Genomic DNA, 16,195 nt, shown 5'->3' with positions numbered 1-16,195 from the left:
GATTCCGGTTCAACCGTGTTCTTGTGAGTTTATTATCTAGTAACAAGTAATTTCTCGCAACGGGCATCTTGATACGGCCCGTAGCCACGTTCCCAGCCTTCTCCTGGCGAGGTTTGCGCGCAGGCGGTGGACGCCGGGTCGATCTTGCTGTTCCAGCGCCACCACGGCGCCGGTTTGGCGGACAGTGCGCCGCAGCAGATGGCCAGTGCCAGTAACGCGGCGAGCTTGAGTGTGTGTTTGTTCATACCTTAAACCAGTTGTTTGGCGCAGACGCGATTGCGGCCGCTGTTTTTCGCAGCGTACAACAAATCGTCGGCGGCTGCGATCATATTGACGTGCGCCGCATGGGTGGAGGTCGCAAAGTCGACGCTGGCGACGCCAAAACTGGCGGTGACGGCGATGCGCTGGCCTTCATGTTCGACCGGGTGGGCAGCAAAGCCCTGGCGCAGGCGCTCGGCCAGCAGTTCGCCGCCGGCCAGGTCGGTTTCCGGCAGGATCAGCAGGAATTCCTCGCCGCCGTAGCGCACCACGCTGTCGATGCTGTCGCGCGTCATTGATTGCAGCAGGCCGGCAAAGTGCTGCAGCACGGCGTCGCCGCCGTAGTGGCCATAGGTGTCGTTGACGGCCTTGAAGTGGTCGAGGTCGCACATGATGACGGTCAGGCTGAGCCGGTAGCGCTGGGCGCGCGAAATCTCCGTTTCCAGCAGCCGGTCGTGCAGGTGGCGGCGGTTGTAGCAGCCGGTCAGCGGGTCGCGCACCGACAGGTTTTTCAGCACCATCTGGGCGCTGTATTCTTCGCGCCACAGCAGCTGGTAGCGGCGCGCGGCGACGTAGCCAAACAGGTTGCACAGCACCAGCAGGGCCGCCATGGTGGACAGTTCTACCGTGGGCATATTGCCCAGCCAGCGCGCCAGCAGGATGAACAGCGCGGTGGCGGCGGCGGAAATCGCTGCCGCGTACAGCAGCCGGTTGGGGATGTAGATGTAGAGCACGATGACGACAATCGACATCGAGATCGCATGCAGCGAGAATTCGCTGGGCCGCAGCGCGGCGATCAGCAGGAAACCGGCGGCGCCAGCCACTTCCACGATGTTGGCAGCGACGCGCGTGAACGGGATGGAGCCGGGCCGCCGTTTCAGCATGGCCAGGCAGGCCAGCACCACGGCCGCCACCGTCAGCCGCGCGCCGACCAGCAGGCAGGTCTTGAGTTCGTAGCCGAGCCAGACCAGGTCGGTCAGCGCGAAGCACAGGTAAAACACTGAGCAGAACAGGAAGGTCACGCGCAACTGCGCCTGCGTCATGGCCAGGTGGTGGTGCAGGAAGGCCGTTTCGATGGTGGCGTCACAGAATTCGCAGCGCAATGGTGCTACTTCAATTGTCCTGGACGAAACAGGTGTAGAGCGCATGCCGCGTGTCTCCGCTATTGGCCGGCTGCTTGCCGGTCTGATACGGCCAATTATACGACTGCAACAATTGCGGGTCGGAAAAAAATTTGAGGCCGGCTCATAGCGGGGCGACCTTGGGCAGGCGCAGCATGAAGCTGCTGCCTTGGCCCGGCGTGCTGGCCGCCTCGATGTGCCCGCCCAGCATGCCGGTGACAATGTTGTGTGTAATATACAAACCAAGGCCGGAACCGCCCGAACCCAGCCGGGTGGTGAAGAAGGGATCGTAAATCTTGGGCAGGTTGCCGGCCGGGATGCCGACGCCGGTGTCGCTCAGCGTGATGGTGATTTCGCCGTTGCCGCTGTCATGCGCGGACAGGGTGATGCTGCCGCTGCGCCTGCCGTCAAAACCATGCACGAGGCTGTTTTCGATGAGGTGTTGCAGCGCCTGCGTCAGCGGGCCGGGGTAGCTATCCATTTCCAGCCAGTGATCGACGTCTTCGATGAGGTCCAGGTCGCGCTGGCGTACCTGGCCCTGCATCGATTGCAGCAGTTCGGCCACCACGTCGCCAAGCTTGAAATGGTCGCGCTGGGTGTTGCCGCCGTCCACGGCGATGCGCTTGAAACTGGCCACCAGCGCGGCGGCGCGGTTCAGATTGCGCAGCACGACGTCGTCGGCGCTGGCGGCCTGCTCCAGATAGGCTTCCAGCACCGAGCGGCGCAGGCCGCTTTCCATATCGCGCCGCAGCCCGGCCGTGCGTTCGCTCATGCTGCTGGCCATGGTCAGGCTGTTGCCGATGGGTGTGTTGAGCTCGTGGGCGACACCGGCCACCAGCGAACCCAGCGCGGCCAGCTTGTCGCGCCGCACCAGTTCCTCTTGCGTCATGCTCAGGTTGTCGAGCGCGGTGGTGAGTTCTTCATTGATGTGTTCAGCTTCTTCCTTGGCCTGCTGCAGCTCCGCCGTGCGGGCGGAGACCAGCTCTTCCAGATGTTCGCGGTGGCGCTGCAATTCTTCTTCGCGCCGCGTGCGGGCGATGGCGATACCGGCCAGGTGGCTGGCGGTGTGGATCAGGCGGCGGTCGTCCTCATTTGGCGAACGGATGTCTTTGTAGTACATCGCGAACGAGCCCAGCACGGTGTCCTTGTCGAGCAGGATGGGCATGGACCAGCAGGCGCGCAAGCCGTAGTGGGCGGCAGCGTTGCGATACGGCGCCCAAAGCGGATTGTTGAGAATGTCGCTGACAATCACGGTCTCCTTGCGGAACATGGCCGTGCCGCAGGAGCCGGCCGCGGGGCCGATGGGCAGGCCGTTGAGCGCGTTCATGTAGTCCGGCGGCATGCTCGGACCGGCCGCGCTCTGTACCGTCACGCCGTCCGGATTGAGCAGCATGACGGTGCAATGGCCGCCCTCGAGCTGGGCTTCGATGAGGCGCACCAGGCGGTCCAGCGTTTCGGGCAGCGGCGCGCCGCGGGCGATCATTTCTAGCAGCGCATTCTTGCCGTCGCGCAGTTCGGCCGCGAGCTTGCGCGGCGTGACGTCGACGATGCGGACATGCATCAGCCGGTGTTCCTGCGTGGTCAGCGGCACCATGCGCAGCTCGCATGCGAGCGGGCGGCCGGAGCTGTGCAGCATTTCCAGCTCGAACACCTGCACTTCGCCCGACATCACCTGTTCCAGATCGACCAGCAGCACGTGCTCGGACAGCTGGCCGTCCGGCTGCATGGGTGGGCACAGGGATTGCAAATCGGTCTGGATCAGTTCGGTCTCGGTCATGCCGAACAGCTGGCGCGTGCGGCGGTTGACGTCGAGGATGCGGTTGGTGCCGCGCTGCATGAGCAGGATGGCGTCCGGCGAACCGGCCAGCATGGTGTGGTAGTTGACTTCCAGCGTGGCCATGGTGGGCATGCCGGCCTGCACCGGCGCCGGCGAAATCGCGTGCAGGTGCAGCAGGATTTTTTCCGCCATGTCGTCGACGTTAAAGCTCATCGGCAGGTAAGCGGCGGCGCCGGCTTCGTAGGCGCGGCTGCGTTCTTCGTCGCCAGGGTGGGCGGACAGCAGGAACACGGGTAGCGGCCGCTGGCTAGCTTGCTGCAAGCGTGAGCACAGTTCCAGGCTGGCGCTGCCGGCCAGCGCCACGTCCAGCAGTGCCAGCGCGACGTTGCCGCCGCGCGCGATGGCCAGCGCCTCGTCGCCGCGGCTGACGGCCTGCACCTCGAAATTGTGCCGCACCAGCATGCGTTGCAGCGCGCCAGCGTCATATGCCGCAATGGCGGCAATCAGGATGGTTTGCGGCTGATCGGATGAGAACGGCGGCATCATGTCTGGCTGGTGCGGCTCCGCAAGGCGGCGTGAACCCAGTGTATTACAAGTTCGCCATCAACTGCCAGTGTCATGCTGCCTTTAGTGTGGCCGCTTGCTGGGCTTGCTGGATCTGCGGGAAGTTGTCCTCGATCCAGTCGACCAGCACTTCCAGCCGTTCCGCCGCTGCGCGGCCCAGCGGCGTGAGGCTGTATTCCACGTGAGGCGGCACAACCTGATGGGCGACACGCAGCACCATGCCGTCGTAGGCCAGCGCGTCCAGCGTCTGTGCCAGCATTTTTTCGCTGACGCCGCCGACGGCGCGGCGCAGTTCGCTGAAGCGGTGGGTGCGTTCGAGCAGCATCACCAGCACCAGCACACCCCAGCGGCTGGTGATATGGCCCAGCACCGCGCGCGACGGGCAATCGGCGACCATCACCTGGGCGCGCTGTGGGTCCTGATTGGCTTCCTGGATGGCTTTGCGCAGGGACTTGCTGGTCTTGGGCTGGTTCATGGTCGCTCCTGGGGTACTTACCAAAATGTACGTACTTACATTTCGTAAGTATAGCCTATATGATGGGCTCATCCATCTTTTTTAAGGAGAACTACATGATCGTCGTTACCGCTGCAACCGGCCAACTGGGCCGTCTCGTGATTGCCAACCTGCTCAAAACCACGCCGGCCGCGCAGATCGTCGCCGCTGTGCGCGACCCAGCCAAGGCGGCTGACCTGGCCGCGCAGGGCGTGCAGGTGCGCCGCGCCGACTATACCGATCCGGCCTCGCTGGACGCCGCCTTCCAGGGCGCCACCAAGGTGCTGCTGATTTCGTCGAGTGACCTGGGCAACCGCGTAGCGCAGCACCGCAACGCCATCGATGCTGCCGCCCGCGCCAAGGTCGGCCTGCTGGCCTACACCAGCGTGCTGCATGCGGACCGTTCGACGCTGGACCTGGCGGCGGAACACCGTGCAACCGAAGACGCGGTGCGCGCCTCGGGCCTGCTTTACACCCTGCTGCGCAACGGCTGGTATGTGGAAAACCACACCGGCAGCCTGGGCGCGGCGTTGGCGCACAATGCGCTGGCGGGCGGCGCGGGCGAAGGCCGCATCTCGGCGGCGGCGCGTTCCGACTATGCGGAAGCGGCGGCCGTGGTGCTGACCCAGTCTGGTGCGGTAGAGCAGGTGTATGAACTGGCGGGCGATAGCGCGTTCACGCTGGCGGAACTGGCAGCTGAGGTGTCGCGCCAGAGCGGCAAGGACATCCCGTTCCACAACCTGCCGCAAGCGGAGTACCGTGATCTGCTGGTGAATCTGGGATTGCCAGTGCCGCTGGCCGAGTTGATCGCCGATTCCGACGCCCAGGCCGCCAAGGGCGTGCTGTTTGATGACAGCGGCGTGCTGGGCAAGCTGATCGGTCATCCGACCGTGTCGCTGAGCGCGGCTGTAAAAGCGGCGCTGTAATGAAAAAAGCCGTCTGACTTGAATGCGATCCTGAATGCATTCAGCCAGACGGCTTTTCTACGGAATTTTTGGTGCCCACGGAGGGACTCGAACCCCCACACCTTGCGGCACATGGACCTGAACCATGCGCGTCTACCAATTCCGCCACGTGGGCATTTGTAACATCAACAGAAATCAGCGCTTGGTGCCCACGGAGGGACTCGAACCCCCACACCTTGCGGCACATGGACCTGAACCATGCGCGTCTACCAATTCCGCCACGTGGGCGCTGATACTGTCTTGCTGCTACTTCCTGCTGCTTGTTCTGCAACAGAAGGCACGCATCTTAAAGGCCGTACGGGTACTCGTCAATAGCAAACTGCTGCTTTTGTGAAATTATTTCGCTTTTTACTTGTGTGCCGAGTTCCCGCATAATCAAGTTTCTTTCGATACCGTACCTGCCTGCGCAATGTTCGCGTCCCTGAGCATATTGGCTGTGGCCGGTTTGCTGGTGCTGTCGGCCAGTGTCCGCGCCACTGAAGTCGTCACGCTGACGAGCGGCGAGTGGCTGCCCTATATTTCCCCCAGCTTGCCGCATTACGGACCGCTGTCGCGCATCGTCAGCGAGGCGTTTGCGCTGGAAGGCGTGGAAGTGCGCTATCTGTTCCGGCCCTGGAGCCGCGCCTACGTTGAAGGCGCGGGCGAGGGCGTCAACGGCACCATGGTATGGAGCACGCTGGGGCGCGACACGGAGCGCGAGCGCCGCTTCCATATCAGCGACGCCGTGTTTGATGGCCAGTCGGTGTTTTTCCACTTGAAGACGTTTCCGTTCCGCTGGCAGGGCTATGCGGCGCTGGCCAAGGTGCGCGTGGGCGGCACGGCGGGTTATGAGTATGCGTTTGATAAATACCCGTTCATCCAGGTCGATCGCACGGCGGCCAGCGACGAGCAGAATTTCCGCAAGCTGCTGGCGCGGCGATTTGATGTGTTTCCGTCGAATCTCGATGTGGGGCGCCAGATCATGCGCAGCGCGCTGACGCCGGCCGAGGCGGAGCAGATCACCTGGGATGTGCACCCGTATAACATCACCCACTACCATCTGCTGCTGAACAAAGAGCATGCGGATAACGTGCGCTATCTGGCCCTGTTCAACAAAGGACTGAGGCGGCTGAAGGAGAGTGGCAGGTATGCCGAGTATTTGCGGGTGCTGAAATGAAAAAAGCCGCAAACTCCTGAGGGATGTTTGCGGCTTTTTTGCGGAATTTTTGGTGCCCACGGAGGGACTCGAACCCCCACACCTTGCGGCACATGGACCTGAACCATGCGCGTCTACCAATTCCGCCACGTGGGCATTTTGCTGCTTTGTTCTGCTGCGTTGTCTGCATCAGAGGCCAGTATCTTACGGGAGGAGAGGGGTATCGTCAAGGGCGCGCAACTTGTTTTTCGAAAGTTTTTAATCCTGTCGTGTCGTGTCGCGGCGTGCTGGCTGCCAAGGATGGCCGGAAATGAAAAAAGCCGTCTGGATGAATGCGATCCTGAATGCATTCAGCCAGACGGCTTTTCTACGGAATTTTTGGTGCCCACGGAGGGACTCGAACCCCCACACCTTGCGGCACATGGACCTGAACCATGCGCGTCTACCAATTCCGCCACGTGGGCAATGATACTTCTGAACAACTCTGCTATTATATCGACCGGGAGAGTTTCGCGCCAGATGAACTTTTTAGATTCCTTACTGCACATCAACCCTGTCTAACAGTTCCCGCTGCTTTCGCTGCGAGAGACCAAGATTATAGAGGAATCCATGGCGATGTCAAATGCCTCCCATTAATTTTTTTCAAAAATCCGCTACGCGGCGTGCATTAGTCAATCAAGGCGTTTCCAAGTACACTACGCCTGTCGCGATGCCATATATATGCTAACTGTAAAAACAAGAAAAAACTTTTGAACCAATCTACACATACCATTCCTAGCCGGGAGGAAATTCTCGGCATCTTCCGCAGTGCCAAAGGTCCGTTGGACCTGCGCGCGCTGTCGAAATCGCTGAAAGTCGCCACCGACGCCCAGGCAGTCCTGTCGCGCCGTCTGAACGCCATGCAGCGTGACGGCCAGATCATGGTCGACGACACTGGCCATTACACGCTGGCCACGCAGACCGGTTTTATTGCGGGCCGCGTCAGCAGCCACCGTGATGGCTTCGGCTTTGTGATCCCGGATGAGCCGGGCGAAGACCTGTTCCTGCCTGAAAAGGAAATGCAGAAAGTGCTGCACGGCGACCGTGTGCTGGCCAAGATTGTCGGCGTGGATCGCCGCGGCCGCCCGGAAGGCACGATTGTTGAAGTGACGCAGCGCGCCAATACCCATATCATCGGCCGCCTGCTCAACGAAAACGGCGCCTGGATCGTGTCGCCGGAAGATCAGCGCATCGCCCAGGATATTCTGGTTGAAGGGGCGATTGGCAAGGCCAAGACCGGCCAGATCGTCAGCGTTGAACTGACCGAGCAACCGATGCGCTTCAAGCAGCCGGTCGGCAAGATCGTCGAAGTACTGGGTTCGCTGGACGACCCCGGCATGGAAATCGAAATCGCCGTGCGCAAGTTTGGCGTGCCGCACATCTTCTCGGATGGCGCACTGCGCCAGGCCAACAAGCTGCCGGACCATGTGCGCGAAAGCGACTGGGGCGAGCGCGTCGACCTGCGCGACGTACCGCTGGTAACCATCGACGGCGAAGACGCGCGCGACTTTGACGATGCGGTCTACTGCGAACCGATCAAGATCGGCCGTGCCAACGGCTACCGCCTGATCGTCGCGATTGCCGACGTCAGCCACTACGTCAAGCCCAACGACGCGCTGGATGGCGATGCGCTGGAGCGCAGCACCTCGGTCTACTTCCCGCGCCGCGTGATTCCAATGCTGCCGGAGAAGCTGTCCAACGGCCTGTGCTCGCTGAATCCGGCGGTGGACCGTCTGACGCTGGTGTGCGATGCCGTGGTCACGGGCAAGGGCGAGATCAAGGCTTACCAGTTCTATCCGGCCGTGATTCACTCGGCCGCGCGCCTGACCTACACCGAAGTAGCGGACATCCTCGGCAACACCAAGGGTCCGGAGGCTGCGCGCCGTCCAGGCCTGGTGCCGCATCTGACCAATCTGTACGACGTGTTCCAGGCGCTGCTCAAAGCGCGTGCTGAACGCGGCGCGATCGATTTCGAAACCACCGAAACCTATATCGTCTGCAACCCGAGCGGCAAGATCGAGAAGATCATTCCGCGCACCCGCAACGATGCACACCGCCTCATCGAAGAGTGCATGCTGACTGCCAACGTGTGCGCAGCGGATCTGCTGATCCGCCACAAGCATCCTGGCACCTACCGCATCCACGCCACGCCGACGGCTGAAAAGCTCAAGCAGGTACGCACCTTCCTCAAGCAGGTCGGCCTGTCTCTGAATGGCGGCGACAAGCCAGCCGCAGCGGACTATGCGGCGCTGATGCGCGAGATCAAGGAACGTCCGGATGCGTCGCTGCTGCAGACCATGCTGCTGCGCTCGATGCAGCAGGCAGTCTACTCGCCCGACAACATCGGCCACTTCGGCCTGGCGTATGAGGCGTATGCCCACTTCACCAGCCCGATCCGCCGCTATCCGGATTTGCTCACGCACCGCGCCATCAAGGCCATCCTGCTGGGTAAAAAGTACGAGCCGAAGATTGCCAGCACCAGTGTGCTGAACACCAACGTCTCGAACGCGACCCGCAAGCAGCAAGCCAAGGACAAGGCCGAAGGCAAAGAGAAAAAAGCCGCAGACCTGACCGTGTGGGATGCGCTGGGCGTGCACTGCTCGGCCAATGAGCGCCGCGCCGACGAAGCCTCGCGCGACGTCGAAAACTGGCTCAAGTGCTACTTCATGCAGGACAAGCTGGGCGAGGAGTACACCGGCCTCATCACCGGCGTGACCACGTTTGGCATCTTCGTGCAGCTGGACCAGCTGTTCGTTGAAGGCCTGGTGCACGTTACCGATCTGGGCCAGGATTACTTCCAGTACGACGACGCCCGCCACGAACTCAGGGGCGAACGCACCGGCAAGAAGTTCCAGCTGACCGACCGCGTGGCCGTGCAAGTGGTGCGCGTGGACCTGGAGTCGCGCAAGATCGACCTGCGTCTGGCCGGCGCCGATGCGGTCGAGGCGCCAGCAGGTGGGGCAGCCCGCAAGCCTGCACGTGACAGCAAGACCAACATCAAGCCTGGCCCGGCCATTCCGGCCGCCAAACCAGGCAAACCAGCCCGCAAGCCGGCTGCCGCCGCCCCAGCGGCCGCAGCCAAGCCGAAGGCAGCATCCCGCAAGCCCAAGGCTGCCCCCGCAGCCAAACCCAGAGCAGCCAAAGCTGCCACTAAAAGTAAGAAGAAGCGATAAATGAGCAAGAATAAAATGATTTTCGGTTTCCACGCGGTGACCTCGCGTCTGCGTCACGAGGCGTCGTCGGTGGAAGAAATTTTCGTCGACGCCACGCGCGATGACCGCCGCATGAAGGACCTGGTTGCCAACGCCAAGGCCGCTGGTGTGCGCGTGATGCCGGTGGATTCGGCGCGTCTGGACAAGATCGTCGGCACCCGCCGTCACCAGGGCGTGATCGCGTTTGCCTCGCAGCTGGCGCTGGCGCGCAATCTGGACGAACTGCTGGATGCGATCGATGGCCCGCCGCTGCTGCTGGTCCTCGACGGCATCACCGATCCGCACAATCTGGGCGCCTGCCTGCGTGTGGCCGACGGCGTTGGCGCGCACGCAGTGATCGTGCCGAAGGACCGCGCGGTGGGCCTGAACGCCACCGCCGCCAAGGTGGCGTCCGGTGCGGCCGAGACCGTGCCTTACATTACCGTGACCAATCTGGCGCGCACCCTGCGCGAGCTGAAAGAGCGCGACATCTGGCTGATCGGCACCTCGGACGATGGCGAAAAAGGCCTGTACGAAGCCGACTTCACCGGCCCGACCGCGCTGGTCATGGGCTCGGAAGGCGAGGGCATGCGCCGCCTGACCCGCGAGACCTGCGATATGCTGGTCAGCATTCCGATGTTCGGCTCGGTCGAGAGTCTGAACGTCTCCGTCGCCTCGGGCGTCTGTCTGTACGAAGCCCGCCGCCAGCGTATCGCGCGAGAAGGTTAAGCAGTCCTCCAGCGATAACGATACGCACTACCCGGCGGCCGACTTCGAGGGCCGCCGGTTCTCCCTCCCTCCGAAGTCAGCCGCTGTTCAGCAACTCCCAACCGGATACGCTAACATGAAGCACCGGTTGTCATTCTGGATACGCCATGTTCCATCGCCTGCGCCAAGACATCAACAGCATCATTGAACGCGACCCTGCTGCCCGCAATGCCTGGGAAGTATTGACCTGCTATCCAGGACTGCAAGCCATCGTCATGCACCGCTGGGCGCACTGGTGCTGGACGCACAGGATGAAATGGCTGGGGCGCTTTATTTCCTACCTGGCCCGCATCATCACCGGCATCGAGATCCACCCCGGCGCCACCATCGGCCGCCGTGTATTCATCGACCACGGCTTTGGCGTGGTGATCGGCGAGACGGCTGAAGTGGGTGACGATTGCACCATCTACCAGGGCGTGACGCTGGGCGGCACCTCGCTGCACACGGGCGCCAAGCGTCATCCGACGCTGGCGCGTGGCGTGATTGTCGGCGCTGGCGCCAAGGTGCTGGGCGGCTTTACGGTGGGCGAGTATGCCAAGGTGGGCTCGAATGCAGTGCTGCTCAAGCCGGTGCCGCCGGGCGCGACGGCGGTCGGCAATCCCGCGCACATCGTGCAGAAGGAAGCCAGCGCGGCGCCCAATCCGTTTGCGGCGTATGGCGTGACGCCGAATGGCGACGATCCGCTGTCCAAGGCGCTGCGTGGCCTGATCGAAAACGCGGCCAAGCAGGAAGAACGCATCGAACGGCTGGTAGCAACCATGAAGGCGGCGGGGTTGGAGTGTCAGAGCGTAGCTGAGTGTGATAAATTCAATTCTGTCCAATTGAACAAGCTCGTCGAATAAGGAAGCAGGCTATGGAAGTGACGCCCGAAGGCGCAGAAGTACTGGACCCGTTTGAAATCCGCGTCCTGGCCGTCCTGGCCGAAAAAGAAGCGCTGACACCGGATAACTACCCGCTGTCGCTCAACGCGCTGGTGAATGGCTGCAATCAGCTGTCCAGCCGCGACCCGGTGATGTCGCTGTCGGAGGACACGGTAGCGGAAGTGCTGCAGCGCCTCATGCAGCACAAGTACGTGAACGGCATCACGCAGGCCGGCGCGCGCGTGACCAAGTACGAACACCGCATGCGTATCAAATGGTCGCTGGAGCAGGACAAGCTGGCCGTGCTGTCTGTGCTGATGCTGCGCGGCTTGCAGACTGCCGGCGAAATCCGCACGCGCACTGGCCGTCTGCATGAATTCAAATCGGTGGGGGATGTGGAGCTGGCGCTGCAGTTCCTGATCGATAAGTATCCGCCGCTGGTGTCGCGCCTGCCGCTGGCGCCCGGCACCAAGGAGCCGCGCTACGGCCAGCTGCTGGGCGGTGAGGAAGCGCTGGCGCGCGAAGAAACGGCGGCCAGCCTTGGTGGTTCAGTGAGTGGCGGGCAGGGCACGCGCATTGGTGCGCTGGAGCAGGAAGTCCAGCAGTTGCGTGGCCAGGTCGAAGAGCTCACGGCCCAATTCGCCGAATTCCGCAAGCAATTCGAGTAACCGTCGCTCCCGCTTGCGCGGGAACGACGTGGCAGGTTTATGCTTCTTCGCGGCGACGGCGCATCCACACGGCGACGGCAATCATTGCCACACCCGCAGCTGCACCGATCCACACCGTGCTGCTGCCCAGCGTAGCCCACGATGCGTTAAAGATGGCGTCTGGCAGTGGCATCTTGTTGACCTCGTGGTCGATCGCCACCACGTCTTTACTGAACGCCAGCCAGGAACCCGGTACTACGCCGAGCAGGATGCGGGTGGTGATGTGGCTGGTGATCCAGACCGCATCGATGCCGAAGCTCAGCGCCTTTTCTGCCCAGACCAGCAGCAGCGAGCCAATCACCGGCGTGCCGACGGCCCACAGGAAGACCTTGGAGCGCGCCATGCTCGACACCATGAGCAGCCAGCCCACGGTTGGCAATGCCCACAGGATGTACACCGGCAGCAGGCCAAGCAAGCGCAGCGGCGTCAAGTACAGGTCCGGCGTGCTCAGCACGGCGCCAAACAGATTGGCACCGTGCGCCAGCAGCACGAAGCAGGCCGCCAGCAGCGTCACCAGGCCCAGTGCGACCGCAACGCCCATGGTGATCAGCGGCGCCACCACCACCGCCAGCAGCAGCTTGGACAGCACGGTACTCAGGTCCGACACCGGCAGCGACTTCCAGAACAGCATGCTGCGATCGCGGCGCTCGTCATGCAGCGCGCCCAGGCAGTAGAAGAACACCAGCAGGCCCAGTATCATCAGCACCGGCATGCCCGCACCGATATAGGCCTGCGCCATGGTTTCCGCAATCCTGGCGCGCATCGCACCTTCGATGGTGACGCTGGCCACGTTGTGGCCGTCAAACTGGAAACCGCTCATTTTGCCGAAGAACAGGGAAATGAACACCAGCGTGGCGATAATGCAGGCGATCACCACCGGGGTCCACAGCAGCATGCCCTTGTTTTCCCACATTTCGCGCTTGATCAGCCATTTCATGGTTTTCATGCGTAGCTTCCTTTCATGGTCGCGACAAACAGGTCCGCCACACTGGGCGTGCGCAGTTCGCCAAAATTCGATAGCTGCTGACGGGCCACGCCGTCAAACAGCATGACCGCCTTGCCAAACACGGTGCGTTGGCTCATCGGCTGCAGTGCGTTGGCGGCGGCCAGGAACTCCGGCTCCACCATCACTTCGGTAAAGCGTTCGCCCACTTCGTCCATCGACGCGGCCAGCGAGATCTTGCCGTTCTCAATAAACATCAGGTCGGTGAGGATGTGCTCGACCTCTTCGATCTGGTGGGTGGTGATGAGGATGGTCTTGTTCTCGTCGAAGTAGTCTTCCAGCAGGTTCTGGTAGAACTGTTTGCGGTACAGGATATCCAGACCCAGCGTCGGCTCGTCCAGCACCAGCAGCTTGGCGTCAATCGCCATTACCAGCGCCAGGTGCAGCTGCACCACCATGCCCTTGGACATGGCTTTGACTTTCATGTCCGGCTTGAGCTTGGTGTTGGCAATGTACTTTTCCGCCTTGCTGCGATCGAAGCGCGGATGCACGCCTTCCACGAAGTCGATGGCGTCCCTGACCTTGAGCCACTTGGGCAGGATGGCGACGTCGGCGATGAAGCAGACGTCGTTCATGAGGGCTTCGCGCTGGGTGCGCGGGTCCATGCCCAGTACCGACAGCTGGCCCTCGAACGGCGTCAGGCCGAGGATGGCCTTTAGCGTGGTGGTCTTGCCGGAGCCGTTAGGACCGATCAGGCCGACAATGCGGCCCGCATCGACCGTAAAGCTGGTGCCATCCAACGCTGTATGCTTGCCGTATCGCTTGCTCAGGCTGGAGGCGGTAATGATGGCGCTCATGCCGCACCTCCGGGCGCCGCCGGCTTGAGCAGCGCTTCCAGGTCCAGGCCCAGGCGGCGGATGCGTTCCAGCATGGCTGGCCAGTCTTCACGCAGAAAGCGTTCGCGTTCGGTGGCCAGCAGTTTGTCGCGGGCGCCATCAGTAACATACATACCTATTCCCCTCCGTTTTTCAACCAGCGTTTCGTCCACCAGCTCCTGATAGGCGCGGGAGACCGTGATCGGGTTGAGTTGATAATCTGCGGCGATCTGCCGGACCGAGGGCAGGGCGTCGCCAGGCTTGAGCAGGCCGTCCAGCACCATGCCGATGACCTTGTCTTTAAGCTGCCGATAAATCGGCGCGTTGTCATTCCACATACATAGTTACCCCTTACGTGTGTTAATGAAGTGGTGTTGTAGTGAACTATAACACTAGAAATCAAAAAGACAAGCGATTTGTGTTTAGCGATGTTGCATATTTTGCAGCGACAGGGCGTTATGGATGGCGGCGCCTGAGGCAGTGTTGTCGAAGATGCACCAGCTGTCGCGGGCGGCCAGCCATTGCGCAACCTGCTGCAAATAGGTCTCGTCATACGAGGAATAGTAGATCTTTGGGCTGCCGTGCAGGCGGACGTAGGCTTGTTCCGTGGTGGGCACGTGCGGGCCGGCTTGGCCTGCGGGCGGATCGGCAATCACGCGCGTGATGCGATGCTGTTGCAGCAGGGCAGTGGCGGTGTCGGTGAACCAGGTGGCATGGCGGGCTTCGCAGGCCAGCATGCAGTTGAAATGGGCGTGCAGCCGTTCGAACAGGTGCTGGGCCGCTGCTGCGTCCAGTGTCAGGCTTGGTGGCAGTTGTACCAGTACGCAGCCCAGCTTGGCACCGAGCGTGCCTGCCTCGCCGGCAAAGCGGTCGAGCAGGGCATCGATCTCCTGGAGCCGGGCGTCATGCGTGATACTGCGTGGCAGCTTGACGGCAAAACGGAAGTCATCCGGCACGCTGCTGGCCCAGCGTTCATAGGTCTTGGGTTGATGCGGGCGGTAGAACGAGGAATTGATTTCGACGGCATTGAAAACGCGCGCATAGCGCTCCAGGTGGCTACCGTCGGCCGGGAAGCTGGCAGCGGCTTCGCGGTTGATGCTCCAACCGGCACAGCCCAATCTCGTCAGGGTCATATAATGCGCGTGTTCCGTATTTTTGAAGGAAGTGACGATGAATCTTAAACGCTACGTCAAATTTGCCGCGCCGCTATTGATTGCCATGGCAGTTGCCGCCTGCGCCAGCCTGATCGGCCCGCGCCAGGTGGACCTGCCGCAAGAGCGCATGCAAGCCAGCCTGGAGCGCAAATTCCCCATGCATCACCGCGCGCTGGGCGTGTTTGAGGTCGAGCTGAGCCATCCGCAGCTGACCATCATGCCGGAGAGCGACCGCGTGGCGCTGAGTATCGACCTCGGCGTGACGCCGCTGATGGCACGCCAATCGTGGCATGGCAGCATGCTGGTATCGGGCCGCTTGCGCGTGGACAGCGCGCGCAACGCCATCTATATCGCCGACGCCCACGTCGACCGCTTCGTCATGGACAACCTGGATGAGGGCAAGCAGAACCAGCTGTCCAGCGTGGCCAACCTGCTCAGCGACCAGGTCATCCGCGACGTGCCAGTGCACACCTTCCGTCCGGAAGAGCTGCGTTACGCTGGCGTGCAATTCGTCCTGACAGGCATCGACACCCGCCCGGGCGGCCTGGTGGCAAAACTGGAGCCCCAGAAGCCGCAATAAAATCCGGGGTCAGTTCTTGCAATCCAACACGGGCTCTACCGTAGCAGGCGCTACGGTAGAGCCCGTGTTGGATTGCAAGAACTGACCCCGGATTTATTTCACGCCAGTTGGCTGCATTTCGCGCCGGGCTGGCGCATTTCGTCGCATGGCAATCCGGACGGCGCTGGAAAAGCGCAAAGTGGCTACATCGCAACCCAATAACGTCACTTGAAACGGAGCCCATCATGATTCAGCAAATTATTTCCCACACCCCAACCTACGTATGGGCCCTGCTGGCCTTCCTGCTGTACCGCGGTTATCTGGCCAGCCAGGACCGTGAAATCACGCTGCAAAAACTGGCGATTATCCCGTGCGTGATGCTGGGCCTGACACTGACCAGCATTAACAGCCACGGTGTACTGGGCGATGCGGTGTGGGCTGCCTGGGCCGCCGGCGCCGGTGTGGCGATGCTGCTGGTGTGGAGCATGAGCAAGGGCGAAGTTAGCGTCAACCGCGCTGCCGGTACGGTGATGCAGCGCGGCAGCTGGGCGCCACTGATGCTGATGGTCGCCATCTTCGTGACCAAGTACACCGTGGGCGTGATGTCGGTGATGCACCCCGAGATCATCCACAGCGTTGCCGGCTCGCTGGTCGTGACTGCCTTGTACGGCCTGTTCAACGGTGTGTTCATCGGCCGCCTGGCACGCTATGCCGCCGCCTACCTGCGTCAGCCTGCACCCGTCGTCGCCTTGTGATGCAGCGCCAGAACTTCTACAATCTACAACA

At 62.0% G+C, this 16,195-nt stretch carries 16 protein-coding genes and 4 tRNA genes; 8 read left to right on the top strand and 12 right to left on the bottom strand.

The genetic code is table 11. The annotated features are described in order from the left end of the window. Window positions 1-32: 32 nt before the first annotated feature. The 4 genes from GTP58_RS24210 to GTP58_RS24195 all read right to left on the bottom strand — a co-directional run bounded on the left by GTP58_RS24210 (window position 33) and on the right by GTP58_RS24195 (window position 4,195). Window positions 33-245 (bottom strand): hypothetical protein, encoded by a 213-nt coding sequence (locus GTP58_RS24210; RefSeq protein WP_161079626.1) that lies wholly within the window; start codon window positions 243-245, stop codon window positions 33-35. Between the two features lie 3 nt (window positions 246-248). Next, window positions 249-1,406, bottom strand: coding sequence for a GGDEF domain-containing protein (locus tag GTP58_RS24205; RefSeq protein ID WP_161079625.1), 1,158 nt, complete (start codon window positions 1,404-1,406; stop codon window positions 249-251). 97 nt (window positions 1,407-1,503) lie between these two features. Continuing rightward, complete coding sequence (locus GTP58_RS24200) at window positions 1,504-3,702, bottom strand: ATP-binding protein (protein ID WP_161079624.1); 2,199 nt, start codon at window positions 3,700-3,702, stop codon at window positions 1,504-1,506. A 70-nt stretch (window positions 3,703-3,772) separates the two neighbouring features. Continuing rightward, the gene (locus GTP58_RS24195) at window positions 3,773-4,195 is read right to left on the bottom strand and encodes a helix-turn-helix domain-containing protein (RefSeq protein ID WP_161079623.1); all 423 of its coding nucleotides are present in this window, start codon (window positions 4,193-4,195) and stop codon (window positions 3,773-3,775) included. Between the two features lie 95 nt (window positions 4,196-4,290). Here GTP58_RS24195 and GTP58_RS24190 point away from each other — a divergent pair, with 95 nt between their 5' ends. Continuing rightward, the gene (locus tag GTP58_RS24190) at window positions 4,291-5,139 is read left to right on the top strand and encodes an SDR family oxidoreductase (protein ID WP_161079622.1); all 849 of its coding nucleotides are present in this window, start codon (window positions 4,291-4,293) and stop codon (window positions 5,137-5,139) included. A gap of 69 nt (window positions 5,140-5,208) precedes the next feature. Here the strand turns inward: GTP58_RS24190 and GTP58_RS24185 are convergent. Together GTP58_RS24185 and GTP58_RS24180 are read right to left on the bottom strand one after the other, a co-directional pair. Then, window positions 5,209-5,293: transfer RNA gene (locus tag GTP58_RS24185), tRNA-Leu, on the bottom strand. A 28-nt stretch (window positions 5,294-5,321) separates the two neighbouring features. After that, a tRNA-Leu gene (locus GTP58_RS24180) sits at window positions 5,322-5,406 on the bottom strand. A 181-nt stretch (window positions 5,407-5,587) separates the two neighbouring features. On the opposite strand from GTP58_RS24180, the gene GTP58_RS24175 reads away from it, so the two are divergent. Then, the gene (locus GTP58_RS24175; protein ID WP_161079621.1) at window positions 5,588-6,334 is read left to right on the top strand and encodes an ABC transporter substrate-binding protein; all 747 of its coding nucleotides are present in this window, start codon (window positions 5,588-5,590) and stop codon (window positions 6,332-6,334) included. Between the two features lie 50 nt (window positions 6,335-6,384). Here GTP58_RS24175 and GTP58_RS24170 read toward each other — a convergent pair. Together GTP58_RS24170 and GTP58_RS24165 are read right to left on the bottom strand one after the other, a co-directional pair. After that, window positions 6,385-6,469, bottom strand: a tRNA-Leu gene (locus tag GTP58_RS24170). Window positions 6,470-6,692: 223 nt separating this feature from the next. Continuing rightward, a tRNA-Leu gene (locus tag GTP58_RS24165) sits at window positions 6,693-6,777 on the bottom strand. Between the two features lie 285 nt (window positions 6,778-7,062). On the opposite strand from GTP58_RS24165, the gene rnr reads away from it, so the two are divergent. From rnr to GTP58_RS24145, 4 genes are all read left to right on the top strand, one after another. Further along, window positions 7,063-9,525: a ribonuclease R gene (rnr, locus tag GTP58_RS24160; protein WP_161079620.1), complete on the top strand. Its 2,463-nt coding sequence runs from the start codon at window positions 7,063-7,065 to the stop codon at window positions 9,523-9,525. Next, entirely contained in the window at window positions 9,526-10,272 is a 747-nt protein-coding gene (gene rlmB / locus GTP58_RS24155; protein ID WP_072786747.1) for a 23S rRNA (guanosine(2251)-2'-O)-methyltransferase RlmB, read from the top strand. 146 nt (window positions 10,273-10,418) lie between these two features. Next, a complete protein-coding gene (cysE, locus tag GTP58_RS24150; protein WP_072786748.1) occupies window positions 10,419-11,153 on the top strand; it encodes a serine O-acetyltransferase in 735 nt (244 codons plus the stop codon). Between the two features lie 11 nt (window positions 11,154-11,164). Further along, window positions 11,165-11,839 carry a YceH family protein gene (locus tag GTP58_RS24145; protein WP_161079619.1) on the top strand — a complete coding sequence of 225 codons (675 nt, stop codon included), beginning with the start codon at window positions 11,165-11,167 and terminating at the stop codon, window positions 11,837-11,839. Window positions 11,840-11,876: 37 nt separating this feature from the next. Here GTP58_RS24145 and GTP58_RS24140 read toward each other — a convergent pair whose 3' ends face one another. The 4 genes from GTP58_RS24140 to GTP58_RS24125 all read right to left on the bottom strand — a co-directional run bounded on the left by GTP58_RS24140 (window position 11,877) and on the right by GTP58_RS24125 (window position 14,829). After that, entirely contained in the window at window positions 11,877-12,824 is a 948-nt protein-coding gene (locus GTP58_RS24140) for a hypothetical protein (RefSeq protein ID WP_161079618.1), read from the bottom strand. Then, the gene (locus tag GTP58_RS24135) at window positions 12,821-13,678 is read right to left on the bottom strand and encodes an ABC transporter ATP-binding protein (protein WP_161079617.1); all 858 of its coding nucleotides are present in this window, start codon (window positions 13,676-13,678) and stop codon (window positions 12,821-12,823) included. Before GTP58_RS24135 ends, GTP58_RS24140 begins: the two co-directional genes overlap by 4 nt. Further along, the gene (locus GTP58_RS24130; RefSeq protein ID WP_072786752.1) at window positions 13,675-14,034 is read right to left on the bottom strand and encodes a GntR family transcriptional regulator; all 360 of its coding nucleotides are present in this window, start codon (window positions 14,032-14,034) and stop codon (window positions 13,675-13,677) included. The genes GTP58_RS24135 and GTP58_RS24130 overlap by 4 nt, the downstream gene beginning before the upstream one ends. 84 nt (window positions 14,035-14,118) lie before the next feature. Then, a complete protein-coding gene (locus GTP58_RS24125; RefSeq protein ID WP_161079616.1) occupies window positions 14,119-14,829 on the bottom strand; it encodes a DUF72 domain-containing protein in 711 nt (236 codons plus the stop codon). A gap of 37 nt (window positions 14,830-14,866) precedes the next feature. Between GTP58_RS24125 and GTP58_RS24120 the strand changes: the two genes are divergently transcribed. Both GTP58_RS24120 and GTP58_RS24115 read left to right on the top strand, forming a co-directional pair. Beyond that, window positions 14,867-15,430 (top strand): DUF1439 domain-containing protein, encoded by a 564-nt coding sequence (locus GTP58_RS24120; RefSeq protein ID WP_161079615.1) that lies wholly within the window; start codon window positions 14,867-14,869, stop codon window positions 15,428-15,430. A gap of 224 nt (window positions 15,431-15,654) precedes the next feature. Continuing rightward, the gene (locus tag GTP58_RS24115; protein WP_161079614.1) at window positions 15,655-16,164 is read left to right on the top strand and encodes a DUF6622 family protein; all 510 of its coding nucleotides are present in this window, start codon (window positions 15,655-15,657) and stop codon (window positions 16,162-16,164) included. Window positions 16,165-16,195 lie beyond the last annotated feature (31 nt).

Origin of the sequence: Duganella sp. CY15W (assembly GCF_009857555.1) — a bacterium.
Lineage (GTDB): Bacteria > Pseudomonadota > Gammaproteobacteria > Burkholderiales > Burkholderiaceae_D > Rugamonas > Rugamonas sacchari.
This window is presented reverse-complemented; position numbering and strand designations above follow the sequence as displayed.

Coding starts and splice junctions, on each gene's coding strand:
- GTP58_RS24210 (WP_161079626.1), bottom strand. CDS start 245: ATGAACAAACACACACTCAAGCTCGCCGCGTTACTGGCACTGGCCATC.
- GTP58_RS24205 (WP_161079625.1), bottom strand. CDS start 1,406: ATGCGCTCTACACCTGTTTCGTCCAGGACAATTGAAGTAGCACCATTG.
- GTP58_RS24200 (WP_161079624.1), bottom strand. CDS start 3,702: ATGATGCCGCCGTTCTCATCCGATCAGCCGCAAACCATCCTGATTGCC.
- GTP58_RS24195 (WP_161079623.1), bottom strand. CDS start 4,195: ATGAACCAGCCCAAGACCAGCAAGTCCCTGCGCAAAGCCATCCAGGAA.
- GTP58_RS24190 (WP_161079622.1), top strand. CDS start 4,291: ATGATCGTCGTTACCGCTGCAACCGGCCAACTGGGCCGTCTCGTGATT.
- GTP58_RS24175 (WP_161079621.1), top strand. CDS start 5,588: ATGTTCGCGTCCCTGAGCATATTGGCTGTGGCCGGTTTGCTGGTGCTG.
- rlmB (WP_072786747.1), top strand. CDS start 9,526: ATGAGCAAGAATAAAATGATTTTCGGTTTCCACGCGGTGACCTCGCGT.
- cysE (WP_072786748.1), top strand. CDS start 10,419: ATGTTCCATCGCCTGCGCCAAGACATCAACAGCATCATTGAACGCGAC.
- GTP58_RS24145 (WP_161079619.1), top strand. CDS start 11,165: ATGGAAGTGACGCCCGAAGGCGCAGAAGTACTGGACCCGTTTGAAATC.
- GTP58_RS24140 (WP_161079618.1), bottom strand. CDS start 12,824: ATGAAAACCATGAAATGGCTGATCAAGCGCGAAATGTGGGAAAACAAG.
- GTP58_RS24135 (WP_161079617.1), bottom strand. CDS start 13,678: ATGAGCGCCATCATTACCGCCTCCAGCCTGAGCAAGCGATACGGCAAG.
- GTP58_RS24130 (WP_072786752.1), bottom strand. CDS start 14,034: ATGTGGAATGACAACGCGCCGATTTATCGGCAGCTTAAAGACAAGGTC.
- GTP58_RS24125 (WP_161079616.1), bottom strand. CDS start 14,829: ATGACCCTGACGAGATTGGGCTGTGCCGGTTGGAGCATCAACCGCGAA.
- GTP58_RS24120 (WP_161079615.1), top strand. CDS start 14,867: ATGAATCTTAAACGCTACGTCAAATTTGCCGCGCCGCTATTGATTGCC.
- GTP58_RS24115 (WP_161079614.1), top strand. CDS start 15,655: ATGATTCAGCAAATTATTTCCCACACCCCAACCTACGTATGGGCCCTG.